This window comes from Nonomuraea sp. NPDC049504, from assembly GCF_040676845.1.
In the GTDB taxonomy this organism is placed as follows: domain Bacteria; phylum Actinomycetota; class Actinomycetes; order Streptosporangiales; family Streptosporangiaceae; genus Nonomuraea; species Nonomuraea salmonea.
This window is the reverse complement of the sequence record NZ_JBFAPT010000011.1, coordinates 47,247-71,407: the sequence shown is the minus strand read 5'-3', so window position 1 is coordinate 71,407 and position 24,161 is coordinate 47,247. Positions and strand designations below refer to the sequence as shown.

Annotated in this window: 28 protein-coding genes; 11 read left to right on the top strand and 17 right to left on the bottom strand. The window is 73.0% G+C overall.

Translation table 11 applies throughout. The features are described from left to right. The first annotated feature begins 8 nt into the window (after positions 1-8). From AB0K28_RS21805 to AB0K28_RS21795, 3 genes are all read left to right on the top strand, one after another. Positions 9-764 carry a GntR family transcriptional regulator gene (locus tag AB0K28_RS21805; RefSeq protein ID WP_364372747.1) on the top strand — a complete coding sequence of 252 codons (756 nt, stop codon included), beginning with the start codon at positions 9-11 and terminating at the stop codon, positions 762-764. Between the two features lie 63 nt (positions 765-827). Continuing rightward, on the top strand, positions 828-1,397 hold the full coding sequence (locus tag AB0K28_RS21800) for a TetR/AcrR family transcriptional regulator (protein ID WP_364372744.1): 570 nt from the start codon (positions 828-830) through the stop codon (positions 1,395-1,397). Positions 1,398-1,408: 11 nt separating this feature from the next. Further along, the gene (locus tag AB0K28_RS21795) at positions 1,409-3,448 is read left to right on the top strand and encodes an alpha/beta fold hydrolase (RefSeq protein WP_364372741.1); all 2,040 of its coding nucleotides are present in this window, start codon (positions 1,409-1,411) and stop codon (positions 3,446-3,448) included. A gap of 18 nt (positions 3,449-3,466) precedes the next feature. Here the strand turns inward: AB0K28_RS21795 and AB0K28_RS21790 are convergent, their stop codons facing one another. Beyond that, on the bottom strand, positions 3,467-3,763 hold the full coding sequence (locus tag AB0K28_RS21790; protein ID WP_364372738.1) for a hypothetical protein: 297 nt from the start codon (positions 3,761-3,763) through the stop codon (positions 3,467-3,469). A gap of 30 nt (positions 3,764-3,793) precedes the next feature. Between AB0K28_RS21790 and AB0K28_RS21785 the strand changes: the two genes are divergently transcribed. Beyond that, positions 3,794-4,180, top strand: a complete 387-nt coding sequence (locus AB0K28_RS21785) for a RidA family protein (protein ID WP_345406944.1) — start codon at positions 3,794-3,796, stop codon at positions 4,178-4,180. 12 nt (positions 4,181-4,192) lie between these two features. Continuing rightward, on the top strand, positions 4,193-4,324 hold the full coding sequence (locus AB0K28_RS21780; protein ID WP_364372735.1) for a hypothetical protein: 132 nt from the start codon (positions 4,193-4,195) through the stop codon (positions 4,322-4,324). Here the strand turns inward: AB0K28_RS21780 and AB0K28_RS21775 are convergent. The 3 genes from AB0K28_RS21775 to AB0K28_RS21765 form a co-directional block, all read right to left on the bottom strand. After that, positions 4,314-5,534 carry a cytochrome P450 gene (locus tag AB0K28_RS21775; protein ID WP_345406941.1) on the bottom strand — a complete coding sequence of 407 codons (1,221 nt, stop codon included), beginning with the start codon at positions 5,532-5,534 and terminating at the stop codon, positions 4,314-4,316. The genes AB0K28_RS21780 and AB0K28_RS21775 overlap by 11 nt on opposite strands. A gap of 46 nt (positions 5,535-5,580) precedes the next feature. Beyond that, the gene (locus AB0K28_RS21770; protein WP_364372730.1) at positions 5,581-6,171 is read right to left on the bottom strand and encodes a TetR family transcriptional regulator; all 591 of its coding nucleotides are present in this window, start codon (positions 6,169-6,171) and stop codon (positions 5,581-5,583) included. Between the two features lie 67 nt (positions 6,172-6,238). Beyond that, positions 6,239-7,084 carry a helix-turn-helix transcriptional regulator gene (locus AB0K28_RS21765; RefSeq protein WP_345406932.1) on the bottom strand — a complete coding sequence of 282 codons (846 nt, stop codon included), beginning with the start codon at positions 7,082-7,084 and terminating at the stop codon, positions 6,239-6,241. Between the two features lie 86 nt (positions 7,085-7,170). Here AB0K28_RS21765 and AB0K28_RS21760 point away from each other — a divergent pair, with 86 nt between their 5' ends. Then, on the top strand, positions 7,171-7,953 hold the full coding sequence (locus AB0K28_RS21760; RefSeq protein WP_345406929.1) for an SDR family oxidoreductase: 783 nt from the start codon (positions 7,171-7,173) through the stop codon (positions 7,951-7,953). A 78-nt stretch (positions 7,954-8,031) separates the two neighbouring features. Here the strand turns inward: AB0K28_RS21760 and AB0K28_RS21755 are convergent, their stop codons facing one another. From AB0K28_RS21755 to AB0K28_RS21725, 7 genes are all read right to left on the bottom strand, one after another. Then, entirely contained in the window at positions 8,032-8,631 is a 600-nt protein-coding gene (locus tag AB0K28_RS21755) for a TetR/AcrR family transcriptional regulator (protein WP_345406926.1), read from the bottom strand. 40 nt (positions 8,632-8,671) lie between these two features. Continuing rightward, a complete protein-coding gene (locus AB0K28_RS21750) occupies positions 8,672-9,244 on the bottom strand; it encodes a dienelactone hydrolase family protein (protein WP_345406923.1) in 573 nt (190 codons plus the stop codon). A 31-nt stretch (positions 9,245-9,275) separates the two neighbouring features. Next, entirely contained in the window at positions 9,276-10,139 is an 864-nt protein-coding gene (locus tag AB0K28_RS21745) for a serine hydrolase (RefSeq protein ID WP_364372725.1), read from the bottom strand. A gap of 90 nt (positions 10,140-10,229) precedes the next feature. Next, entirely contained in the window at positions 10,230-11,192 is a 963-nt protein-coding gene (locus AB0K28_RS21740; protein ID WP_345410048.1) for a hypothetical protein, read from the bottom strand. Then, positions 11,189-12,034, bottom strand: coding sequence for an ABC transporter ATP-binding protein (locus AB0K28_RS21735; RefSeq protein ID WP_364372722.1), 846 nt, complete (start codon positions 12,032-12,034; stop codon positions 11,189-11,191). Before AB0K28_RS21735 ends, AB0K28_RS21740 begins: the two co-directional genes overlap by 4 nt. Next, complete coding sequence (locus AB0K28_RS21730) at positions 12,031-12,423, bottom strand: GntR family transcriptional regulator (RefSeq protein ID WP_345406917.1); 393 nt, start codon at positions 12,421-12,423, stop codon at positions 12,031-12,033. Before AB0K28_RS21730 ends, AB0K28_RS21735 begins: the two co-directional genes overlap by 4 nt. Positions 12,424-12,497: 74 nt before the next feature. Beyond that, positions 12,498-13,217: an MgtC/SapB family protein gene (locus AB0K28_RS21725; RefSeq protein WP_364372718.1), complete on the bottom strand. Its 720-nt coding sequence runs from the start codon at positions 13,215-13,217 to the stop codon at positions 12,498-12,500. Positions 13,218-13,344: 127 nt separating this feature from the next. On the opposite strand from AB0K28_RS21725, the gene AB0K28_RS21720 reads away from it, so the two are divergent. Further along, positions 13,345-13,818, top strand: a complete 474-nt coding sequence (locus tag AB0K28_RS21720) for a hypothetical protein (protein ID WP_364372715.1) — start codon at positions 13,345-13,347, stop codon at positions 13,816-13,818. Positions 13,819-13,822: 4 nt separating this feature from the next. Here AB0K28_RS21720 and AB0K28_RS21715 read toward each other — a convergent pair whose 3' ends face one another. The 5 genes from AB0K28_RS21715 to AB0K28_RS21695 are packed head-to-tail and all read right to left on the bottom strand — an operon-like array spanning position 13,823 to position 17,368. Then, positions 13,823-14,599, bottom strand: coding sequence for a maleylpyruvate isomerase family mycothiol-dependent enzyme (locus AB0K28_RS21715; protein ID WP_345406908.1), 777 nt, complete (start codon positions 14,597-14,599; stop codon positions 13,823-13,825). Positions 14,600-14,631: 32 nt separating this feature from the next. After that, a complete protein-coding gene (locus tag AB0K28_RS21710) occupies positions 14,632-15,879 on the bottom strand; it encodes a DUF6596 domain-containing protein (protein ID WP_364372712.1) in 1,248 nt (415 codons plus the stop codon). Beyond that, positions 15,876-16,250 (bottom strand): YciI family protein, encoded by a 375-nt coding sequence (locus AB0K28_RS21705; protein WP_364372709.1) that lies wholly within the window; start codon positions 16,248-16,250, stop codon positions 15,876-15,878. The genes AB0K28_RS21710 and AB0K28_RS21705 overlap by 4 nt, the downstream gene beginning before the upstream one ends. 19 nt (positions 16,251-16,269) lie before the next feature. Next, the gene (locus AB0K28_RS21700) at positions 16,270-16,434 is read right to left on the bottom strand and encodes a hypothetical protein (RefSeq protein WP_364372706.1); all 165 of its coding nucleotides are present in this window, start codon (positions 16,432-16,434) and stop codon (positions 16,270-16,272) included. Positions 16,435-16,492: 58 nt separating this feature from the next. Beyond that, positions 16,493-17,368, bottom strand: a complete 876-nt coding sequence (locus AB0K28_RS21695; RefSeq protein ID WP_364372703.1) for a LysR family transcriptional regulator — start codon at positions 17,366-17,368, stop codon at positions 16,493-16,495. Positions 17,369-17,480: 112 nt separating this feature from the next. On the opposite strand from AB0K28_RS21695, the gene AB0K28_RS21690 reads away from it, so the two are divergent. The 4 genes from AB0K28_RS21690 to AB0K28_RS21675 all read left to right on the top strand — a co-directional run bounded on the left by AB0K28_RS21690 (position 17,481) and on the right by AB0K28_RS21675 (position 22,910). Then, on the top strand, positions 17,481-18,812 hold the full coding sequence (locus AB0K28_RS21690) for an MFS transporter (RefSeq protein ID WP_364372700.1): 1,332 nt from the start codon (positions 17,481-17,483) through the stop codon (positions 18,810-18,812). A gap of 88 nt (positions 18,813-18,900) precedes the next feature. Continuing rightward, positions 18,901-19,749 (top strand): oxidoreductase, encoded by an 849-nt coding sequence (locus tag AB0K28_RS21685; RefSeq protein ID WP_364372697.1) that lies wholly within the window; start codon positions 18,901-18,903, stop codon positions 19,747-19,749. Then, complete coding sequence (locus tag AB0K28_RS21680) at positions 19,749-20,369, top strand: TetR/AcrR family transcriptional regulator (RefSeq protein ID WP_364372694.1); 621 nt, start codon at positions 19,749-19,751, stop codon at positions 20,367-20,369. Before AB0K28_RS21685 ends, AB0K28_RS21680 begins: the two co-directional genes overlap by 1 nt. Before the next feature lie 153 nt (positions 20,370-20,522). Then, positions 20,523-22,910 (top strand): excinuclease ABC subunit UvrA, encoded by a 2,388-nt coding sequence (locus tag AB0K28_RS21675; protein WP_364372691.1) that lies wholly within the window; start codon positions 20,523-20,525, stop codon positions 22,908-22,910. Here the strand turns inward: AB0K28_RS21675 and AB0K28_RS21670 are convergent. After that, positions 22,855-24,144 carry an MFS transporter gene (locus AB0K28_RS21670; protein ID WP_364372688.1) on the bottom strand — a complete coding sequence of 430 codons (1,290 nt, stop codon included), beginning with the start codon at positions 24,142-24,144 and terminating at the stop codon, positions 22,855-22,857. The genes AB0K28_RS21675 and AB0K28_RS21670 overlap by 56 nt on opposite strands. Between the last annotated feature and the right edge of the window lie 17 nt (positions 24,145-24,161).

The following is a 24,161-nucleotide window of genomic DNA, read 5'->3' as shown; positions in this document are numbered from 1 at the left end:
GCACCACGATGACCGCCGAAGCCGGGCACGAGGCGAGATACCGCGCCATCGCCGCCGACCTCGCCGCGAAGATCCGGTCCGGCCACTACGCCCCTGGCGAGGCGCTGCCGCCGCAGCGCGAGCTGAGCGCCTCCTACGGGGTCACCCTGATGACGCTGCGCCAGGCGTTGCGGCAGCTCAGCGACGAGCGGCTGATCGTGCAGCGGCCTGGCAAGGGCACGTTCGTCGCGCCGCCGCATCTGGCCTACCAGCTCGACTCGCTCCGCAGCCTGGCCGACGACCTGCGCAAGCAGGGCCACGACGTACGCACCGTCGTCGTGGGCCGGGCGGTACGCCGCGCTCCCGCCAGGATCGCCGCCGAGCTGCGGCTGCCGCCCGGCGAGAGCGCGCTGCGTCTTGAGCGGGTCCGCGAGTTCGCCGGCCGCCCGGCCGTCCACCAGGTCTCCTGGGTACGCCGGCCGATGGCCGACCACATCCGCGACCGCGACTTCACCGAGGTCTCCCTCTACACCGCGCTCGCCGACGCGGGCGTGGCGGTCGCCCGCGCGTCGGAGGTGGTGCGGCCCGGCCTGCTCGACGCCGCGGCCGCCCGTCACCTGCTCGAGCCGGAGGGCAGCCCGGTGCTGATCAGCACCCGCGTCACCGCGACGCTCGACGCCACGCCCGTGGTGTCCGACCACGCCACGATCCTGGGCAGCATGATGGAGATCCGCACCGAACGCGCCGCCACCGGCCTGTCCCTCACCTGGGGCGCCACCACCTGACCTGCGCTCCTGCGTAGGCTTGCCGAGTTGTCAAAATATGAAGACCGGTCTACTTTTTCTGGCATGGGACGTAAAGGCGCGGAGACGCGCGGACGGCTGCTCGACACCACCCAGGAGCTGATCGAGGCAGGCGGCTACTTCGGTGCCGGGCTCAACCAGGTGATCGCGGCCAGCGGGATGCCCCGGGGCTCGCTCTACTTCCACTTCCCCGGCGGCAAGGACGAGCTGGTCGCCGAGGCGCTGCGGCGGGCCGGGCGAGAGATCGCCGCCGCCGTGGACGGGCTCGCCGCCACGGCGCCCGACACGACGGCCCTGCTCACCGGCATGATTACGCTGCTCGGTGACCGGCTGGAGGCGTCCGGGTGGCGCAAGGGCTGCCCGGTCGCCACCGTCGCGCTGGAGCTGGCGGCCACTCATGACGTGCTCCAGCAGGTGTGCGCCGAGGTCTACGCCTCCTGGGAGCGCATCCTGGCCGACCGGCTCGCCGCCGACGGCCACCCCGACGCCGACGACACCGCCACGACCGTGCTCGCCCTGATCGAGGGCGCGCTCCTGCTGGCCAGAGCCCGCCGCTCCCGCCGCCCCCTCGACGCCGCATCCCGCCGCGCCACCCTTCTGCTCACCACCCACTGAGGAGAACCCCCGTGCCCTCCGACTCTCCCAGCCCTCTCGACCAGCCCGACTTCTCCGGCCCCTTTGATCTGCCCAGCTCTGCCAGCCCTCTTGATCCGTCCGCTGGATCGCCGGACTCCGTCGTCTTTGGTGCGGGCGGTTTCATCGGCCGTTTCGTGGTCGCCGAGCTGCTGCGCCGTGGGCGGCGGGTCGCCGCCGCCGTTCGCGGCGACGCCGACCGGCTTACCTCCTGGCTGGCGGGTCAGGACGTGCCGCTCGGCGGGCTGAGCGTCATCCGCGCCGACATCACCCGGAGCGGCCTCGGCCTGCCGCCCACCGGCCTGGACGGCGTGCGCGACGTCTACAACTGCGCGGCCCGCTTCGCGTTCGGGCTGAGCGTGGCCGAGGCGCGGGCGGCGAACGTGACCGGCGCGCTCAACGTCCTCGACTGGGCCGCCGGACTGCCGGCCCTGCGGCGCGTCGTGCACGTCAGCGGGTACCGCGTCAGCGCGGACGGCTCTGCGGACGGCTCTGCGGACAGCTCTGCGCCCGACTACCGGCGGCTGGGGGCGTACGAGGCGTCGAAGAAGGAGGGTGACGCGGCGGTGCGGGCCCGCGCCCGCGCGCGTGGCATCCCGCTCACCATCGCCAACCCCTCCACCGCCGTCGGGCCCGGCCAGTACGTCGGGTTGGCGTCGGTGGTGGCGGACCTGTGGCACGGCCGCCTGCCCGCCTTGCCGGGCGGGCGCGAGGTGTTCGTGCCGGTCGTGGACGTCGGCTATCTCGCGGCGTTCATGACCCGGCTGCCCGAGCACGAGGAGACGGCCGGCCGGGCGTACTGGATCCTCGACGACCGCACCCCCGTCCTGCCGGACCTCATAGCGCTGCTGGCCCGTCACATGGGCGTGCGAGCGCCCCGGCGCTCGGTCCTGGTCGGCCTGCTGCGCCGCCTCCCCCGGGCGCTGACCGGTGTGAACCCCGAGACGCTGTCGTTCCTGTCGGCCGACCGCTACGACACCGCGCCCGCGCGGGCCTTCGCCGAAAAGGCCGGCCTCAGCCAGCCACCCACCGAGACCGTGCTCACGACCTGGGCCGACGCCCTGGTGGCGGCCCGCTTCGGCACCGCCTCGCCAGCCACCGCCCGCTACGGCTATCAGGACGTGGCAGGCGTCCGCACCTGGCTGACCGGCGACCGGGAGCGACCCGGCCACGTCCTGCTCCACGGCCTCCCCCTGGACGCCGGCTCCTGGACCCAGGTCACCGCCCGCCTCGACACCCCGGCCCTGACCGCCGACCTCCCGGGTCACGGCAGATCCGCCATACCGCCAAATCCCGCGGCGGGCCAGGCTCAGGAAGAGGGAGCCGGCCAAAGGGCAACGGTGGGCCAAGCTCGGGCAGAGCAGGCGGCCCCGAGTTCAACGGCGAGCCGGGCTCGGGCAGAGCAGGCCAGTCCGAGGGTAACGGCGGGTCGGCCTCGGGCCGGGCGGACCGACCCAGGGGCAACGGTGGGCCAAGCTCGGGCAGGGCGAGTCGGCGCGAGGGCGTTGGATCCGGGCGCGTTGGAGGGGTGGATGGCCGAGCTGTTGGGGCCGGTGACGACGCGGCCGGTGCTGGTGGCGCACTCGTTCGCCTGCGGCCCCGCACTCCGCTACGCCGTTGCCCACCCCGGCGCGATCTCCCGTCTGGTGCTGGTGGCTCCTGCGTTCCTGCAGAACCCCGCCTCCCGGCTGCTGCGGTCGTGGGCGGCGGTGCCGCTGCTGCGCCACTTGCCCGCCGCCCGCCTGGCCAGGACGCTGGGTGTCCCGGAGGGCAGCACGGCCGACCTGGCCCGCCCCGGCCGCGCCCGTGCCGTCGTCGCCGCCCTGCGTGCCGCCCACGCCCAGCGCGACGAGCTGCGCCGCCTCCTGGAGCGCGTCGACGTGCCCGTGGAGATCGTCGTCGGCTCGGCCGATCCGCTGACCACCGCGGTGGACGTCCCCGTGACCACGATCGACGGCGCCGGCCACTACCCGCAGCTCACCCACCCCACGGAACTCGCCACCCACCTCGAAGCCAAGGTGGGCTCGCGCTGATCCATACGCCTGCGGACATCACGTCATCGACCCGGGCGCCTTGGACGTATCGCCCCTGGTCCTCCCGGTCCCCGAGGACATCGAGCGGCTGCGCGGGGTGGACGCCGGTGCCGCCAAACCTGGCGGCATGCGGTCCGCGACGTGCTGGGCGGCCGCCCCGCTGCCGATGCGCCGGGCCGCGTCCAGGCCGGCGGTGAGCTCGCCGAGCCCGCGCCGGGCGGCGGGCAGGAGTTGACGCCCGGCGGCGGTGCGGGCCACCGTGCTGGGCCCCTTGGTGAACAGCGGGTGCCCGACCTTCGTCGACGTATTAGACATATAACGGCTGGTTGTCTACCTTTTCGCCCCATGACGGAACGACGCGTGATCCTCAGCGGGTCCACCTTCGAAGAGCAGATCGGTTACGCGCGGGCGGTGATCGACGGCGACCGGGTGCACGTGTCCGGGACGACCGGGTTCGACTACGCGACCATGACGATCTCCGACGACGTGGTCGAGCAGGCCGAGCAGTGCCTGCGCAACGTGGAGTGGGCGCTGGCCGAGGCGGGCTGCTCGTTCGCCGACGTCGTGAGGGTCCGCTACCTGCTGCCCGCTCGCGCTGACTTCGAGCCGTGCTGGCCGGTGCTGCGCCGCCGCTTCGGCGACGTACGGCCGGCCGCGACGATGATGGTGTGCGGACTGTCCGATCCCCGCATGAAGATCGAGATCGAGGTGGACGCACGACGGCCCGGCTGATGAGGTGGGCACGTGGCTGCTCGGCGGCGCCGCGAAGCTGGTGACGCGCCGCCACGAGGTCGCCGCCGCCCTGGGCTCGGGCTGATCCTGGGTGGCGGCGTCGCCAACGCGTCGCTGCTGCCGATGCAGCTGGTCACCAGGTGACGGGCAGCTCGTGCATGCCGTAGACCGCGGCCTCCTCCTTGAACGACAGCTCCTCGGCCGGGACGGCCAGCCGCAGGGTCGGCACCCGGCGGAACAGCGTGCTGAAGAAGATCTCCAGCTCCACCCGCGCCAGGTTCTGGCCCAGGCACTGGTGGGCGCCGTAGCCGAAGGCGAGGTGGTTGCGGGCGCCGCGTTCGATGTCGAACCGCTCGGGGTCCTCGAACACCTCGGGGTCGCGGTTGCCGGCGTTGGCCAGCATGAGCACGCCCGACCCGGCCGGGATCACGGTGCCGCTCAGCTCGACGTCCTCCAGCGTGACCCGCGCCATCGCGAACTCGGCGATCGTGAAGTAGCGCAGCAGCTCCTCGACGGCGTGCTCGGCCTTCTCGGGGTGCTCGCGCAGCGCGGCCGCCGCCTCGGGATGCTCTTGGAGCAGCAGGTACGTGCCCAGCGAGATCATGTTCGCGGTCGTCTCGTGACCGCCGATGAGCAGCAGGAACGCCAGGCTGATGAGCGCCTGGTGGTCCACCGTGCCGGTTTCGCGCTGCTTGACGATCTGGCGGCCGAGCAGGTCGTCGGTGGGCTGCTGCTCCTTGGCGGTGATCAGCTTGTCGAGGTAGATGGCCAGCTCCAGCACGGCGTGCTGGCGTTCCTGCTCGCTGGCGCGCCGGTTGAGCAGCTGCGCGGAGTTGGTCTGGAAGAAGTCGTGATCGTCGTACGGCACGCCGAGCAGCTCACAGATCACCAGCGACGGCACCGGCAGCGCCACGGCGTGCACGAGGTCGGCCGGGCGCGGACCCGCCAGCATGGCGTCCAGGTGCTCGTCCACGATCTGCTGGATGCGCGGCCGCATGGCGGCGATGCGCCGCAGCGTGAACTCGCCGACCACGGCCCGGCGGACGGGTCCGTGCTCGGGCGGGTCCATCTCCAGCATCATCTTCGGCAGCGGCGAGGACGCGGGCTGCTCGCTGCCGTCGTTGACCAGGCGCGGCGCGGCGGGATGGCGGCGGTTCGCGCTGAAGCGCGGGTCGCTCAGAACCGTCCTGATGTCCTCGTAGCGGGTGGCCACCCAGGCGTCGCGGCCCGTGGGCAGCTTGACCTTGGCGACGGGCCGCTCGCGCAACAGCCGCACGTGCTGCTCGGGCGGGGCGAACGGGCACCCGCGCGCGGTCTGCAGCGTCTCAGCGGACTCAGCGGAGTCAATGGTCAAGACTCTCCCCCTTCATCACGGCTCATCGATGTGACGGAAGCGGCGCTCACGGCCTGGGCAGCAGCGCGTCCACGGCCTTGCGCAGCGGTCCGGCCAGGTCCTCGTCCGAGGCTGTGGCCAGGGGCCGCAGCCCGGTGGAGACCCGCAGCGTGGCCACCCCGACCGACAGGGCCAGAACCAGCTGGGCGCGCAGCATCAGCTGCTCACCCTCCGGCGCGTCGGGCCGCCATCCTGCCGCGGCGGCCAGGTCCTCGCTGGTGGACCTCAGCAGCCCGACGCGCATCCGCTCGGTGCGCTCGTCACCGGACGTGCGCAGCAGGAGCAGCAGCACGTCGGTCAGCCGCCCCTCGCCGGTCGCGGTGATGACGTGCCTGATGGCGTCAGGGATGGGGGCGTGGTCGGCGATGCGGCGCAGCTCCTCGGACGCGGCCTCCAGACACGCCTCGAACAACCCTTCCTTCGACTGGAAGTAGCGGTTGACGAGGGCGACGTTGACACCGGCGTCGTCGGTGATGTCGCGGACGGTCGTCGCGGCGTAGCCGTCGTGCGCGAAGCGTTTGAGCGCCGCGTCGAGCAGCCGCTGCCGGGTCCTGGCCGCGTCGCGGCGCCGGACGACCTCGGTGCCGCCTCCGGTCATCGATGTCCCTTTCCGTTTACTCCGGCAGGATAGCGGCGGCCGGCCACGGATGTAAATCGCTGTTGACTTATCGGTGCGCGTAGTCGGGGCCGAGGACGTTCAGCAGCGCCAGGGCCTCGGCGTCGGCTGATCCTGGAGGCGCGCTGTAGAGGATGAGGTGCTGGTCGCAGTCGGTGAGCGCGAGCGAGTCGCAGTCCACGGTGACGGAACCGACGACCGGGTGGTGGAAGGTCTTGGAGAGCGTGGGCGCGGGCTGCACGTCGTGCCGCTCCCAGAGGCGGGCGAACTCGGGGCTGCCGGTACGCAGCTCCTCGACCAGCTCGGCGATCTCGGGGTCGGACGGGTAGCGGGCCTGGGTGCGGCGCAGCTCCATGACGACGTGCTGGCGGAAGACGCCGGCGTCGGAGATCCCGTACGGGCGGGGCCCCTCCAGTGTCCAGGGCAGGAAGGCCCGGCGCGCGACGTTGCGATCCTTCGGGGCGAGCTTGCCGAAGTCCTCCATGAGCGCGGTGGCCAGGTGGTTCCATGCGAGCACCTCGAACGCGGCAGAGGTGACGAAGGCGGCCGTCTGCGGCAGCCGCTCCAGCAGCGCGAGGATGCTCGGGCGCACGTCGCGCGGATGCAGCCCGGTACGGCTCTCCGCGGTGCCCGCCAGCACGTGGAGGTGGCGGGACTCGGCGTCGGTGAGCCGCAGCGCGGCGGCGATCCCGGCCAGGACCTCACCCGACGGGCGCGGCGCCCGGCCCTGCTCCAGGCGGACGTAGTACTCGGTGGAGATGTGCGCGAGCACCGCCACCTCCTCGCGGCGCAAGCCGGGTGTCCGGCGGCGCGGCCCCGAAGGCAGGCCGACGTCATCCGGGCGGAGCCGCTCCCGCCTGCTGCGCAGAAAGGCCCCAAGTTCCTGTTTGTCCATATCTCCAGTGTGCCTGTCGCGAGGCCGCGTAGCCTGGTACCGGTTGTGCCTGCATCCGCTCCGGCTGCCCGGCTGACACTGGTCGCATGACCAACACCACTGTTTCCGCCCCTGTCGGCCTGCTCACCGGCAAGGTGACGCTCATCACCGGCGCCAGCCGCGGCATCGGCGAGGCCGCTGCCCGGCTCTTCGCCCGCGAGGGCGCCGCCGTCGTGCTCGCCGCCCGCAGCGCCGGCGTACTGGACAAGATCGTGGCCGAGATCCGCGAGGACGGCGGCGTCGCCGACGCCGTGGCCGTGGACCTGGCCGACCGGGCGAGCGTCCGCGCGGCGGTCGAGCGGGTCGAGGAGCTGCACGGGCGGCTGGACGGCGCGTTCAACAACGGCGCGGCGATCCAGCAGCCCGGGCCGCTCGACACCACCAGCGACGAGGACATCGACCGGCAGTTCGCGGTGAACTTCCGCGGGCACTGGACGGCCATGACCGCCGAGGCCGCGCTGATGCGGCGCGGCGGTGGCGGCGCCATCGTCAACACCTCCAGCATCGGCAGCCGCCGCGCCAACCCCGCGCTGCCGGCGTACGGGGCGATGAAGCGGGCGCTCAACAGCATCACCGAGACCGCCGCGGTGAGCTGGGCGTCCGACGGCATCCGGGTGAACGGCATCACCCCCGGCGCCACCGTCACCAAGATGATGGACGAATGGGAGGCCAAGACGCCCGGCGTCCAGAAGCAAGCGACCGCCATGACCCCGCTCGGCCGGATGGCCGAGCCCCGTGAGGTCGCCGAGGTGGCGGCGTGGCTGCTCAGCGACCGCGCCTCGATGGTGACCGGCGCGATCGTCCCGGTGGACGGCGGCGCCGGCGCCTGACCCGCGCGGGTTTCCGACCCGCACGCGGCCCGGCCCGCGCGAGGGTCGAAGCAGCCTGATCCCGGCTTGCTCGGGCGGTCAGAGGAGGCGTCGCTGGACGATGTCGGCGATCACCGTGCTGACCATGGCCGCCACCGCCTGCTCCTCGGGCGGCCCGGCCGCACGGTCGGCGAACAGCAGGTGCCCGGCCCCGATCAGGGTCAGCGCGTGCGTCGCCGCGTCGGTGTCGGCGGCGACCCGGCCCAGCTCGCACTCGCGGGCGAGGTAGGCGCGCAACATGGCGGCCCCCTCGGCCAGCAGCGGGACCCCGGACGGCGTGGACTCGCGCAGGCGGGCGCGCAGCTCGTCGCGGAAGATGATCAGGCCGGCGATCGACACGGTGACCGGGTCGAACAGCTCGATCAGCGCGGCGGTGAGGTTGCCCGCGACCGTGCCGGTGCCCGCGGCGGCGACGAGCGCGGCGGCCTGGGCGTCGAGGCGGGCGACGCGGTCGCGTACCAGCTCGACGAGGAACGCGTCGAAGTCCGCGAAGTGGCGGTGCAGCACCCCCTTGGCGACCCCCGCCTCCGCGGTGACCGCCCGGCTGGTCAGGCCCTCGGGCCCGGCCCGCAGCAGCACCCGCTCGGCCGCCCCGAACAGCTGCGCGCGGACATCGCGGATGGCAATGCCGGTCGGCATCGTCCGTCTCCCTCTCGATGTGCGGTGAGACCGGCGGGTCTCACAGGTCGGCCACGAAGTCCAGCGCGATCGCCCAGGCGCGCTCGGCCGCCTCGGCGTCGTAGTCGGGCAGGTCGGGGTCGGTGAACAGGTGGCCGGCGCCCGCGTAGCGGAACACCTCGACGTCGGCCCGCGCCCTGCGCATCTGGATGTACCAGGCGTTGAGCCAGTCGGCGGGCTCGCTGGTGTCGGGGTCGGCGACGTGGAGCTGCACCGGCAGGTCGTCGGCCGCCACACCGTCGGCCATGTCGGAGGTGCCGTGCATGAGCAGCAGGCCGCGCGAGCGCTCGTCGCCCAGGGCGAGGTTCTGTGCCAGCGCGGCGCCGAGCGAGAAGCCGGCGTAGACCAGGCCGTGCTCCGACAGGGGGGCCGCGGCGGTCACGGCTCGCTTGAGCAGCTCGTCGCGGCCGATCTCCTCTTTGATCGCGATGCCCTCCTCAGAGGTGCCGACCACCCGGCCGTCGTAGAGATCGGGCACGTGCACCTCGTGTCCGGCCGTCCGCAACCTGTCGGCGGCCTGGTGGACGGCGGGCCGCAGGCCGTACATCGAGTGCAAGAGGAGAATCCGTGCCATGCGCGCAGCTTAGCCGCCCCGGCGGGGCGGCTCACGCGGGCGCGGGGGCGGCGGCGCGCAGCCACTGCTCGACCGCCGCGCTCATCCGCGCGCCGGCCTCCAGCGCCGCCGCCTTGCCCGCCACCGGGTTGGTGCCGGCCGCCTGGCCGAGGATCACGCCCAGCACCAGGCGGCCTTCCACCCGGGAGGCCCACATCAGGTTGCCGCCCGCCGCCGTCCCGGAGCCGGTCTTGACGCCGATGACGCCGTGCCTGCCCAGCAGCGTGTTGGTGCTGGGCAGCCGCCCGGAGTCGCCCGGCACGGCGGTGTCCTTCTGTGCCACCACCGCGCGGAAGACCGGGTCGCGCATGGCCGCCCCGGCCAGCTTGAGCTGGTCGGACGCGGTGCTGACCGTGCTGTCCTCGATGCCGCTGGCCCCCGTGTACGTGGTGGCGCTCATGCCGAGGCGGCGGGCGGCGGCGTTCATGCGGACGGCGAAGCGCTCCTCCGAGCCGGCGTCCCACCGGGCCAGCAGCCGGGCCGCGTTGTTGCCGGACGGCACCAGCATCAGCTCGAGCAGCCGCCGCAGCCGGATCCGCCGCCCCTCGACCAGCGGGACGGTGGACTCCTGCGGCAGGAAGGACTCCTCGGCCGCCGTCCGATCCACGGTGATCAACGGGCCCTGGCCGGACAGCTTGAGCGGGTGGCGGCGCAGCAGCACGTACGCGGTCATCACCTTCGTCACGCTCGCGATCGGCACCGGCTCGGCGCCCCCGCTGGAACCCAGCCTGCCCACGCCCACCACCTCCACCGCGGCCTGCCCCTCGTCCGGCCACGGCAGAGGCACGTCCGTCCCGGAGGCGACCCCGCACCCGGACAGCGCGCACACCAGCACAAGCATCACGATTCTCCGCATGCCGGCCAGCGTGCGGCACCGATGTCTCCAGCCCGCGATGAGCGCGTCTCCGCCGGGCGGCGACCGTGCGTCAGGTGTGTAGCAACGGCCTCAGCCCGGACGGCGAAGGGTGCGGCGCACGGCCAGCCCGCCGAGTGCCGCCGAGGCCAGCGTCAGGATCGCCGCCTCCGTCCATTGGAAGCGCCAGAACCGGGACGGCGGGTGGTAGTACACGGCGTAGCGGTAGCCCTTGCCGAACAGGCACGCCTGCCACGCCTCGGCGTTCCTGCTGCTCTGCCCCGCGTCCAGGCGGCGCGGGCAGCCGGTGTTCGAAGGGTCGTCCACCTCTTCGCCCGACGGCTCGACCCAGGTGCCGCGCACCAGCCGGGCGTCCTGGTCGGGCAGCACCACCGTGCCGGCCAGCTCGGCGCGGGCCGGCTCGGCGTAGTGGTCGCTCAGCTGGAACAGCGTGAACATGGTCACCACCACACCGGCCACGACCAGCGCCATCGCGGGCAGCGTCCGCCGGAACATGGTCCCGGCGAGCGTGCCGAGCGCGTACGCGTACAGCCACCACGCCGCCGGCACCACGCCGACCATGTTGAACACGCCGATGTTGCCGAACGCGGAGTCGATCCCCGTCCTGAACACCGGCCGCCACAGGCTCACCATGAGGGAGAGCAGCAGCCCGCCCGCCACGACCGCCCCGCCCAGCACCGACAGTTTGATCGCCAGCCACCGGCCCACGGACACGGACTGGGTCCAGGCCAGGCGGTGGGTGCCGCGCTCGTACTCGCGGCCGAGCAGCGGCGCGCCCCAGAACGCGCCGATCAGCGCGGGAGCGACCAGAGGCATCCAGCCGAACACCGAGTACACCGCGTCGTAGCGCTGCCCGAGCGCCACGGCCAGGTCGCCGCAGGCCACGGCGGGGCCCGGGCAGCCGGGCGGTGCGTGCTCGGCGACGTACCGGCCGGCCTCCACCCCCGAGCCGAGCAGCAGCACGCCGAGCACTGCCAGGAAGCCCGCCGTCACGAGGATCTGCGCCCGGTGCTGGCGCCACGTCACCCAGATCACGCGCGCACCCCCGCGAGTCCCGGCAGCGCCGCCGACTCAGGGCTGCGCAGGTAGCCCATGACCAGCTCGCCCAGCCCTGGACGGCGCGCCTGCCAGCGCGGGTCGGGCGGTAGGGCGCCCCTGACCAGCAGGCTGACCTGCCTGCCGGTACGGCTCGCGGTCACCACGTGGGTGCCCGCCGTGGACGCCTCCTCCGGCCCGGTGAGCACGAAATGCCCGTCGAGCAGGTCCTCGATGTCGCCGCTCACCTGCAGGCTGCCGCCGTTGAGCACGATCAGCCAGTCGCATGTCTCCTCCAGGTCGGAGACGACGTGGGAGGACAGCAGCACGGTCAGCTCGCGCCCGGCCACCTCCGCCATGATCGAGCGCATCACGTCGTGGCGGGCCAGCGGGTCGAGGTTGGCCAGCGGCTCGTCCAGCACGAGCAGGTCGGGCCGGCTCGCCAGCGCCAAGGTGACCGCCACCTGCGCCTGCTGGCCGCCCGACAGCCGGCCGGCCTTGCGATCCAGCGGGATGCCCAGCGCGGCGAGCCGGTCTCTCGCGGCGGCGTCGTCCCAGTGCCGGTTCATGCGGCGGCCGAAGGTGAGCATCTCGGCGACGGTGAAGCCGTCGTACAGCGGCTTGTCCTGGGCCACGAACGCCACCTCGCCGGCCACCCGCACGCCGCCCAGCGCGGGCCGCAGCAGGCCGACGGCCGCGTGCATGAGCGTCGTCTTGCCGGCGCCGTTGGGGCCGACGAGCGCCGCCACGCGGCCTGCGGGCAGCGACAGCGAGCAGTCGCGCAGCGCCCACGCACGGCGGTAGCGGACGCCCAGCCCGGTCGCCTCCAGCGCGGGTTTCATGCCGCGCCCTCCTTCGCGACGTCGGCCACGACCACGGTGAACAGCGCCCGCAGGTCCTCCTCGTCGAGCCCCGCCGCGCGGGCGTCGCGCACCCACGACTCCAGGGATCGCCGCAGCCGCGTGTGGTCGGCGAGCGTCGCGCCCGCGATGCCCTGCCGGACGAACGTCCCCATCCCGGGCCGCCCCTCGACCAGCCCTTCGCGCTCCAGCTCCCGGTACGCCTTGAGCACGGTGTTGGGGTTGATGGCCAGGCGCTCGACCACCTCTCGGGCGGTCGGCAGCTGGTCGCCGGGCCGCAGCGTGCCGAGCCGGAGGGCCTGTTTCACCTGGTGCACGAGCTGCAGGTAGGTCGAGACCCCTGAGCCGCGATCCAGGTTGAACTCGATCAAACCAGAATCACCCTTTCACTATTTAAGTAGTGAAAGGGTGATGGAGGAGATCGCTGGTTGTCAACTCGTACGGGTCAGGAGGCGGAGGCGTCGAGGTCGGTGCCGGCGACCGTCAGCACGCCGTCGATGTCCATGAGCGTGCTCGCCAGGTCGCTGATCGACCCCGGGCCCTGCACCACGAGCCAGATCGACACGCCGCCCTGCTCCCGGCGTTCGCGGTCGATAGTCAGCTCCGCGATCACGAACCCCTTGTCCGTGCACGCCGACAGCACCCGCCGCAGCGCGCCCCGCCCGTCCAGGTACGTCAGGCGCAGCGGGGTCTGCGCGTACTTCGAGCGCGGCAGCAGGCCGGTCAGCGGGGTGAACGCGAACACCACCAGGAAGTGCCCGACCGTCACGGCGATCGCCAGCACCCACAGCCCGGCCCCGGCCGCCATGCCGACCGCGCAGGTCAGCCACACCACCGCGGCGGTCGTCAGGCCGCGCACCGCGTCGCGGCGGACGAAGATCAGGCCGCCGCCGATGAAGCCGATGCCGGACACGATCTGCGCGGCCACCCGGGACGGGTCGAGGGCGACGTTGTCGCCCAGCACGTCCGCGAAGCCGTACTTGGAGACCAGCATGATCAGCGCAGAGGCGAAGCCGACCAGCGTGTGCGTCCGCAGCCCCGCGCTCTTCTGCCGGATCTCGCGCTCCAGCCCGATCGCGGCGGACAGCAGTAACGCCAGCCCCAGATCCCCGAGTTGTCCCCATCCCTGACCGTCGAACACCCCAGCCGTCAACGCAACTTGCATTCCGCTGACCCTGCCCGCTCTCCCGCGTCCGCACACCTGCGGTGAGCTGGGCTCTCACGGTCGGCTCACGCGTCCTGCCGGACCCTGGCGGCACGTTTCCAGGCAGTTCACCAGGAGGGGAAGCAGCATGCGACACTCGTACAAACTCGCCGCCGCGCTCGCTCTGACGGCGGCCGTGGCCGTGCCGGCCGTGCCGGCGGCGCAGGCGGCCACGGCGACGTCGTCGTGCCGGGTGGAGTTCTACGACCTCGACGCGATCGAGGTGGCCGAGTCGGACGGGAAGGACGAGATCCGGGTGCGGCTGCTTCCGTACCTGTATCCCGCGGGCTGGGTGAACATGCGCGCCGGCGACGACGCGGACCCCGCCGACTTCAACATCCCGGACATCACCATCAGCGGCAACACCATCAAGTCCTACAGCCTGCGCGAGGTCACCCCGCCGCTGGTCGGGGCCGGTGTCGAGCTGGGCGCGATCGAGGTCTACGGAGGGACGTGCGGGACGCTCGACCCCGGCGAGGTCTACACCTACACGAAGAACATCGTCGGCACGTACGAGGAGTCGTTCTGGTACGTGATGAAGGTCCGCATGATCGGCCAGTGACGGCTCAGCCGGCCACCCAGTCCATGTGGTCGACCCAGTGCTCGAACAGCGCCCGGTCGCCCTGCACGTCGAGCGCGGGCGCCGCGTCGAGGGCGCGGCGCCTGGTGATCACGAGCAGGAGGTCGGTGACCGGGCCGCTGACCGTGACGTCGGCCTTGTCGCCGCCCTGCTCCAGGACGACGCCGTCCTGCTCGCGGCGGGCCAGCCAGTCGGCGCCCGGCGCGTCGGTGGCCTGGAAGCGCAGGGTCTGACCGTTACCGCGCATCGCCTCGGCGAAGCGCGGGACGTTGTCCCAGTAGCCGCGCGAGGTCATCGTGGCCAGCCAGTCGGCCAGGGCCGCGACGGCGAGGTCGGGCGCCAGCTCGTAGGGCAGGCCGAGCGCCGCCGCCGCGTCGGCGCGGTGCACGCAGACCTCGCCGAACACCCGGCGTGCCCAGAACGGCACGCCCGCGGCGGCGCCCGACGGATCCCACACCGGCGTCTCGTCGGTCACCGCGGAGTAGGCCTGCCGCACCTCGTCAGCGCAGCCGGTCAGCCAGGCACGCCACTCGGCCGGGTCGGCGGGGCCTGGAGCGACGGCGAACGCCGGGGTCGGGTCGAGCAGCCGGTCACGGACCAGCGTGGTCACCATCTGCTGCACGCCGCCGACGTGGTCGACGAGGTCGGACAGCGCCCACTCCGGGCAGGTCGGCACCCGGGTCGCCGCGTCCTTGCCGTCGACCCAGCCGGCGAGGACGCCGGTCTGCTCGACGGCGGCCTTCACGTATGCGGATGTGTCCATCGCCCCTACTCCAGGTGCTCGGTTGTCGTCGGTCAGACCGTACCGGCCTGGTCCGACATTTCGCCGGGAGATCGCCGAGTCGTGAGGAACGCGCGGACTGCCGGATCAGTGGTGAGTTCGACGGCCTGCGCGTACGCCGCCGCCGCGTCCTCGTGCCGCCCGAGCCTGGCCAGCAGGTCACCCCGTACGGCGTGGTACGGCTGGAACCGCTCCCGCTCGGGCGGGAGGGCTTCGAGCAGGTCCAGCGCGTGCCGCGGAGAGTCCGTCCGTCCGGTGACGGCCGCGTGCGCGACCCGGCCGCCCAGGCTGGGCGCGACGGCGACCAGCGCCGTGTAGAGGGTGCGCAGCGCGGGCCAGTCCGTCGTGCCGGTCCTGGCGCGGTCGCAGTGGACGGCCTGGATCGCCGCCTCCAGATGGAACCGGCCGGGCGCCTGGCCAGGGCGTCCGGCCCTGGCCAGGTAGTGCTCGCCCTCCGCGATCAGGCCGCTGTCCCAGCCTGACGGGTCCTGCTCCTCCAGCGGCAGGTACGGCCCGCCGGGACGCCCCGCCCGTGCCGCGTCCAGGGTGAGCAGCGCGGCCAGGCCCCACGCCTCCGGCTGGGTTCCGAGCAGGCGGGCCACCGTGATCGCGAGGTAGCGGGCCTCGCCGGCCAGGGACCCGGCGTCGCCCCGGTCCGGCCAGGCCAGGGCGTAGCAGCCGTACACCGCCTCCAGCACCGGCGCCAGCCGCTCGTTCATCGACTCGCGGCCGGGGACGGCGAACGGGATGCGGGCGTCGCGGATCCGCCGCTTGGCGCGTACCAGGCGCTGCGACATCGCGCCCGCGGGCACCGCGAACGCCCGCGCGATCTCGGCGGAGTCGAACCCGAGCACGGTCTGCAACATCAGCGGCGTACGGACGTTCGCGGCGATCGCCGGATGCGCGCAGACGAACAGCAGCGCCAGCCGCCGGTCGGGGGCGGCGTCCTCGTCCAGCCCGACCAGGGGCGCACTCCCCTGGTCGGCGGCGTCTTCCAGCGGGGCCGACCGGCGGTGCGCGGCGGACTTCCAGAAGTCCCGCTGCCGGTTGCGCGCCACCGTGAGCAGCCAGCCCTCCGGGTTGCCCGGCACGCCGTCGCGCGGCCACGTGACCAGCGCCTGCTCGAACGCCTGCGCCAGCGTGTCCTCGGCGAGTTGCAGGTCCCCGGTGGAGGCGGCCAGCAACGCGACCAGCCGCCCGAACGACTCCCGCGCCGCCCGCTCCGCTACCCTCGCCGCCTCGCCGGGTGGGTGGGAGGTCACGAGGGGACCCAGGCGCCGTCCTCGATGTGCACCGCGCCGGGACGGATCTCGACCGTGCCCCAGGCGGCCGGTGGTGCCTGGCGGGCCCAGGTCAGGGCGGTGTCGAGGTCGGGGACGTCGATGACGACCACGCCGCCGAGCTGCTCCTTGGTGTCGGCGTACGGGCCGTCCTGGATGCGGGGCTCGCCGCCGGTCGCGGTGAGCGTGGTCGTGACCGTGGACGACTGCAGGATCTGGCTGCTCACCAGGATCCCGGCCTGCTCCAGCGTGGCGGCATAGGCCGCCATCGCCCGCCGGCCCTCGGCGAGGGCCTCGGCCCCGAGGGTCTCCTCGCTCTCCTCGCTGTAGTGGAACAACAGCATGTATCGCATGATGGGATCCTTTCTCATCTCATGGAACAACGCGCGATGACGACGCCGGCACGATCGGGTGGATCAGCAGGACGTACTCGTCCACGAGCCCGACCCGGTGCGGCGACCGGACCAGCTCACCGCTCCCGAGCACGGTGATCACCCCGTCCAGGGTGACGGCCTCGAAGACGCTGATGGTGCCCAATGTGTCGCTCCTTGCCATCGACTAGCGGTCCGGCATGGAGATGACGAGGACGGAAGACTCAGACAGACACCCGGGACTGAGGAATCGTGGCGTACAGCAGATCACGCAGGCCGGGCAGCGATTCGCGGTCGCCGCGCCAGACCAGCCGCAGCCCCAGGTCGGGCACGGCGACGTCCAGCCGCACGAGCGTGCCGGCCCGCAGCGCGGCGGAAACGGCGAACTCTGGCAGCAACGCGATGCCGAGCCCCTGTTCGGCCCACGCCCGCATCACCTGCACCCCACCCGCCTGCACGCGTTCCATCGCCGGCCCGAAGGCCCGGTCGGCGGCCAGGTGGAAGGAGCAGGTGGGCACGTTGACCAGCAGCCGCTCGCCGGACAGCTCGCTCAGAGCGGGTGCGGGACGCCCGTGCAGCCGATGACCGGGCGCCGCGACGAGCACGAGAGGCACGGTGTCGATGTCGAGGAAGCTCAGCGGCGGCGCGGTGAAGCCGAGGTCGCCGAGGGTGTCGCCGGTGTCGAGGAGCAGCGCCGCCTCCAGCCGTCCCGTGGCGACGTCGGCGAGCAGGTCGTCGCGCCGCATGCTGGGCAGGACGTCCACGCGCAGGCCGGGGCGGCGCCCGGTGAGCGTGGTGAGGACGCGCGGCGCGTGGGTGGCGGCGATGGTCTCCAGCGCGCCCAGCCGCAGCCGCTCCGCCTCGCCGCGGACCTCGCGCCGCGCCTGTTCGGCCTGGTCGAGCAGGCGGCGTGACCAGGTGAGCAGGCGTTCGCCCTGCGGGGTGAGGCGCATGCCCTTGGTCGTGCGCGCGAACAGGTCCACGCCGAGCGACCGCTCCAGGGCGCGGATCTGCGCCGAGACGCTGGAGGGCGCCAGGTCGAGGGCGACGGCGGCGTCGGTGACCGTACGGTGACGGACCACGGCTTCGAAGATCCTCAACTGGCGCAGCTCCATGTGGTGACGCAACCAGGAGGTGCGTTCGGACATTCCGAACGCGGCGTGCGGATCCGCTGGTGGAGCGGCCGGTACCGGCGGTCCGAAGGTGTGGCGCATGACTTTCGCGCGAACCACGCCCGCGACGCGCCGGACGGCGGCGCTGGTGGGCATCTCTTTCGGATATTTCATGGTGTTGCTGGACATGACGGTCCTGTCGGTGGCCGAGCCGGACCTGGCCGCTTCGCTGCGCACCTCCATGGCCGGGCTGCAATGGGCGACTACGGGCTACACGGTGGTGTTCGGCGCGCTGCTGCTGTCGGCGGGCGCGGTCGCCGACCGGTACGGCGCGCACCGGGTCTTCCGCGCCGGGGTGCTGACGTTCGGGCTCGGCTCGCTGCTGTCGGCCCTGGCTCCGACGCTGGCCGTCCTGGTCGGGCTGCGGGTGGTGCTCGGCGCCGCCGGAGCGGCCTGCGTACCGGCGTCGATGGCGATGATCGCGCGCCTCTACCCGGAGCCGGCGGCGCGCGGGCGGGCGGTCGCGACCTGGGCGGCGATCAGCGGCGCGGCGGTGGCGGCGGGTCCGCTGATCGGCGGAGTCCTGGTCGACTGGGCCGGCTGGCGGGCGATCTTCCTCGTCAACGTGCCGATCGCGCTGCTGGTGCTCGCGCTGACGCTCGGGCGGGCGGCCGACACCCCGCGTGGTGACCGCAGGATCGACTGGCGGGCGCAGGCGGCGGCCTGCGCGGTGCTGGCCCTGCTGACCGACGCGCTGGTCGCGGCGGGTGCGCGGGCCTGGCTGCACGCGGCCGGGTCGGGCATCGCCACGGTGCTGGCCGCCGTGGCGTTCGCGGTGCTGGAACGGCGCAGCGACACGCCCGTACTGAACCCGGCGCTGCTGGGCAGCCGTGGCGTCCTGGCCGGGCTCGCGGTGGGCGCGGCGGTGAACTTCGCGCTCAACGGCACCCTGTTCGTGCTGCCCCTGCTGTTCCAGCAGGACCTCAGGCTCGGGGCCGCCGCCACGGGGCTGGCCTTCCTGCCGCTCACCCTGCCGTTCGTGCTCAACCCGCCGCTCGTCGGCCGGCTCGCCGCCCGGGTCGGCCCGCGCCCGCCGATCCTGCTCGGGCTGACGCTGCTGGCGGCGGGCGGCGTCGCGCTCGGGGCGGCGATCCAGGCGGAAGCCGGGTACCTCTGGCTGGCGATCGGGCTGCTGGGCTGCGGTCTCGGCGTGTCGTTCGTGCTGCCGGCGCTGGTCTCGGCGGTCATCGGGGCCGCGCCCGCGCAGGCGGCAGGTGCGGCGGGAGGGCTGCTCAACGCCGTACGGCAGGCCGGAGCCACGCTCGGCGTCGCCGTCATGGGCGGCGTGGCGGGGCCGGCGGCCGCGATGGTGCTCGCGGCGGTCGTGTGCGCGGCGGCGGGGATCTGGTTCGCCGCCACCCCACAGCGATAATCGACACATTGACGAGAAAAATCGACATAGTGTAGATTTTGTGCTGTGGGGAGCCGGTCGGGCTCCTCCCAGAGCCCTTGGGGGGGACATGCAGCAACAGAAGTGGCTCATCACCGGCGCCAGCTCGGGCCTCGGCCGGGCCATCGCCCAGGCAGCGCTGGCCGCCGGGCACATCGTCACCGGGACCGTCCGGTCCGAGGCGGACCTGCGGGCGTTCGAGCAGCTGGAGCCGGGCCGCGCGCACGGCCGCATCCTCGACGTGACCGACGACGAGGCGGTCACCCGGGTGTTGGACGACGTCGAGCAGAACGTCGGCCCGCTCGACGTCGTCATCGCCAACGCCGGTTACGGCCTCGAGGGCACGTTCGAGGAGACCCCGCTGGCGGAGGTGCGGCGGCAGTTCGAGGTCAACGTCTTCGGGGCGGTGGCCACGCTGCGAGCGGCGCTCCCCTACATGCGGCAGCGCCGCAGCGGCCACCTGATGGCCGTCACCTCCATGGCCGGGATGATGACCGTGCCCGGCATGTCCGCCTACTGCGGTAGCAAGTGGGCCATGGAGGGCATCCTCGCGTCGCTGGCTCAGGAGGTCGAGCAGTTCGGCATCGACGTGACGGCGATCGAGCCGGGCTCGTTCCGTACGGACTGGTCGGGGCGGTCCATGACGCGCGCCGAGCACTTCATCGAGGACTACGACGAGCTGTTCATGCCCATCCGCCAGAAGCGGCTCAAGGCGAGCGGCAACCAGCTGGGCAATCCGGCCAAGGCCGGGGAGGCCGTCGTCCACATCGCCTCGGTCGAGGAGCCGCCGGCCCACCTGGTGCTGGGCTCCGACGCGCTGCGCCTGATCGCCGCCCAGCGCGCCGCCGTGGAGGAGGAGATCCGCGCATGGGAGCAGCTCTCCCGTACGACGGACTTCCCCGAGGGCGCACAGCTCTGATGCCCGGCACCCAGCCCGCGCGGCGCCGGCGCGCCACGGAGCGCAAGGGTGATCTGCGGGAGCGGGCGATCCTCGACACCTGCGAGTCGCTGCTGGCCGAGAAGGGCTACGAGGCGATGACGGTCGGCGACATCGCCCAGGGCGCCGGCATCACCCGCGGCGCGCTCTACTTCTACTTCGGCTCGAAGCAGGAGGTGGTCACGGCGCTCGTGGCGCAAACCGTCGAGCATCTGTGGGAGCGCTCGCGGGCCACGGCCGAGAGCGACGACCCGCGCCAGGCCATCGCGGCGGCCATGCGGCGCACGATCGAGCTGTGGAACGAGCACGGCCTCGTCATGCGCACCGCGATCGACCTGTCGCTGACCGTGCCGGAGATCGGGCAGCTGTGGAGCCACACGGCCGACCTGTTCACCGGAGCCATCGCCGCCGTGCTGCAGCGGGCGGGCGTGCCGGCCGGCGGCGCGCCCGACCAGGCGGCGGCGATGGCCCGCGCGCTGTGCTGGATGATCGAGCGGAGCTTCTACCACGCCTCGCAGGAGTCCCCAGGGAGCCTGGAGCTGGCGTCGGCGGCGTGCGAGCACATCTGGCTGACGTGTGCCGGGCTGACCGGGCAGGGGTGAAACGGTCAGTATTGGAGAAGCCCTCGTCGCGGGCGCGTACCTAACCTGAGTCGCATGCACGGCCGCCGCCCCAGAGCGCGGTGGAAACCGACATACTGCTCATACTGCCCGACCAGCGGCAGCGCCCATAAGACAGATGGAGACTCCGACAGCATGGCCACGAGCACGGACACCCAGTCGCCCGCGCCCCACGCCGCCGACACCCACGACCTCATCCGCGTGCACGGCGCCCGCGTCAACAACCTCAAGGACGTCAGCGTCGAGATCCCGAAGCGCCGGCTGACGGTGTTCACGGGGGTGTCGGGGTCGGGCAAGAGCTCGCTGGTCTTCGGCACGATCGCCGCCGAGTCACAGCGGATGATCAACGAGACGTACAGCACGTTCGTCCAGGGCTTCATGCCGACGCTGGCGCGGCCCGAGGTGGACGTGCTCGACGGGCTCACCACCGCGATCATCGTCGACCAGCAGCGCATGGGCGCCGACCCGCGCTCCACGGTCGGCACCGCCACCGACGCCAACGCGATGCTGCGCATCCTGTTCAGCCGGTTGGGACAGCCGCACATCGGCTCGCCCAACGCGTTCTCCTTCAACGTGCCCACCGTGCGGGCCAGCGGCGCGATCACGGTCGAGCGCGGCGAGAAGAAGAAGCCGGTCAAGGCGACCTACACCCGCACCGGCGGCATGTGCCCGCGCTGCGAGGGCCGCGGCATGGTCAACGACCTCGACCTCACCCAGCTCTACGACGACTCCAAGTCGATCTCCGAGGGCGCCATCACCGTGCCCGGCTACAAGGTCGACAGCTTCTGGACCGTCCGCGTCTTCACGGCCTCCGGCCTCGTCGATCCCGACAAGCCGATCCGCGACTTCACCAAGAAGGAGCTCAACGACTTCCTGTACGGGGAGCCGATGAAGGTCAAGGTCGACGGCGTCAACCTCACGTACGAGGGGCTGATCCCGAAGATCCGCAAGTCGTTCCTGTCGAAGGACCCCGAGGCGATGCAGCCGCACATCAGGGCGTTCGTGGAGCGGGCGGTCACGTTCACCGCCTGCCCCGAGTGCGACGGCACCCGCCTCAGCGAACTCGCCCGCTCCTCGCGCATCCGCGGCGTCAACATCGCCGACGCCTGCTCGATGCAGATCAGCGACCTGGCCGAATGGGTACGCGGCCTCGACGAGCCCTCGGTGGCCCCGCTGCTCGGCAAGCTGGCGCACACGCTCGACTCGTTCGTCCAGATCGGGCTCGGCTACCTGTCGCTCGACCGGCCCGCGGGCACCCTGTCGGGCGGCGAGGCGCAGCGCGTCAAGATGATCCGCCACCTCGGCTCCTCACTCACCGACGTCACCTACGTCTTCGACGAGCCCACCGCCGGCCTGCACCCGCACGACATCCAGCGCATGAACGACCTGCTGCTGCGGCTGCGCGACAAGGGCAACACGGTGCTGGTCGTGGAGCACAAGCCGGAGACGATCGCGATCGCCGACCACGTGGTGGACCTCGGGCCCGGCGCCGGTTCGGGGGGCGGCGAGATCTGCTACGAGGGCACCCTCGAAGGGCTGCGGGCGGCCGGCACCATCACCGGGCGCCACCTCGACGACCGCGCCGCGCTGAAGGACACCGTGCGCGAGCCGGCCGGCGTCCTGGAGATCCGCGGCGCCACCGCCAACAACCTGCGGAACGTGGACGTCGACGTCCCGCTCGGCGTGCTGACCGTCGTCACCGGCGTGGCCGGATCGGGCAAGAGCTCGCTCATCCACGGCTCGATCCCGGCCCGCGCCGGCGTGGTGTCGATCGACCAGAGCCCCATCCGCGGCTCCCGGCGCAGCAACCCGGCCACCTACACCGGCCTGCTCGACCCGATCCGCAAGGCGTTCGCCAAGGCCAACGGCGTCAAGCCGGCGCTGTTCAGCGCCAATTCCGAGGGCGCCTGCCCCGACTGCAACGGCGCCGGCGTCGTCGAGACCGAGCTGGGCTTCATGGCCAGCGTCACCACCGTCTGCGAGGAGTGCGAGGGCAAGCGGTTCCACCCGTCGGTCCTGGAGCACAAGCTCGGCGGACGCGACATCAGCGAGGTGCTGGCCATGCCGGTGGCCGAGGCCGTGGAGTTCTTCGGCGCGGGCGAGGCCCGTACGCCGGCCGCGCACGCCATCCTCACCCGCCTCGCCGATGTCGGGCTCGGCTACCTGACGCTGGGCCAGCCGCTCACCACGCTGTCCGGCGGCGAGCGGCAGCGGCTCAAGCTGGCCACCCACATGGCCGAGCAGGGCGGCGTGTACGTCCTGGACGAGCCGACCTCCGGCCTGCACCTGGCCGACGTCCAGCAGCTGCTCGGCCTGCTCGACCGGCTCGTGGACAGCGGCAAGTCGGTCATCGTCATCGAGCACCACCAGGCGGTCATGGCGCACGCCGACTGGATCATCGACCTGGGCCCCGGCGCCGGTCACGACGGCGGCCGGGTGGTCTTCGAGGGCACGCCGGCCGAGCTGGTCAAGGCCCGCTCGACGCTGACGGGCGAGCACCTGGCCGCGTACGTCGGGGCGTGATCGGCTCCGGCCTCCTCAGCCTGGGCAGCACCGGGACGGCCGCCAGGAGCAGCCCGGTCAGCGCGGCCACGCCGAGGAACGCCCGCTGCACGCCGCCGGCGTCGGCGAGCAGGCCGAAGTAGGCCGGGCCTGCCAGGAAGCCCAGGTAGGCGACCGTCGAGATGGCCGACGTGGCCCGGCCCCTGAACGCGTCGGGGACGGGCCGCAGCCCGTACGACAGGAGGGTGGGGAAGAGCGTCGCGGTGCCCAGCGCCGCGGCGACGACGCCCGCCAGGGCGAGCGGCAGCGACGGGGCGAACGCCGTCAGCACGCCGCCCGCCGTCGCGATCAGGCCCGCGGTGACCAGCGTGGCGATCGGGCGGCGCAGCATGACGGGGCCGCCCGCCAGCCTGGCCAGCGCGGCCGTCGTGGCGAACGCGGCAGGGGCGACGGCGGCCAGCGCGGGCGAGGCCGCGAACGCGTCGGTCAGCAGCACCGCGGCCCAGGTCTGGAACGCGTTCTCCGCCGCGAACGCCAACGCCCCCACGCCCCCGACCACCAGCAGCATCCCCCGCCCCGGCAACCGCCCGCCACCCTCTCGCCGCACCGCCGCGCCGTCGGCCTGCTCGTCCCGGTGGCCCGCCGCCTCCTGCACGGCTGCGGCCTGGTCGCCGTCGGGCGCGGCGCCGTCCCGTACCGTGATCGATCGGGTGGCGGCGGCCACGACCGTGCCGAGCGCGACCACGACGACGGCGGCGGCGGTGAAGGCGGCGAGCAGGCTGCCGGTCGCGGCGGCCAGCGCGCCCGCTCCCAGGCTGCTCGCCGCGACGGTGGCGGAGAACGCGGCGTGCGAGCGTGCCACGACAGGCCGGCCGGTCCGCTTCTCCGCGGTGGCGGCGAGCGTGTTGATGGCCACGTCCGTAGCTCCTGAGCCGGCCCCCACGGCGAGGATGCCCGCGCACAACCCGACATAGCCGGACGAGACCGCGCACAGCACCACGCCCGCGACGCCCAGCAGCGCGAGCAGCATCCCGGCCACCCGCAGGCCGACGGCGTCCACGAGCCGCCCGGTCAGCAGCATGGCGGGCAGCGCCCCCGCCCCCACCAGCAGCAGCGCGACGCCGAACCGCGCGTCACCCACCCCGGCGTTTGCACGCAGCAGGGGCAGGCAGGCACCCCACACCCCCCAGAACACCCCGAAACCCGCGAACCCCAGAAACGGCGCGGCACGACCCGACACGCTGGCTCTCATCATATGTGTAACGCTACACA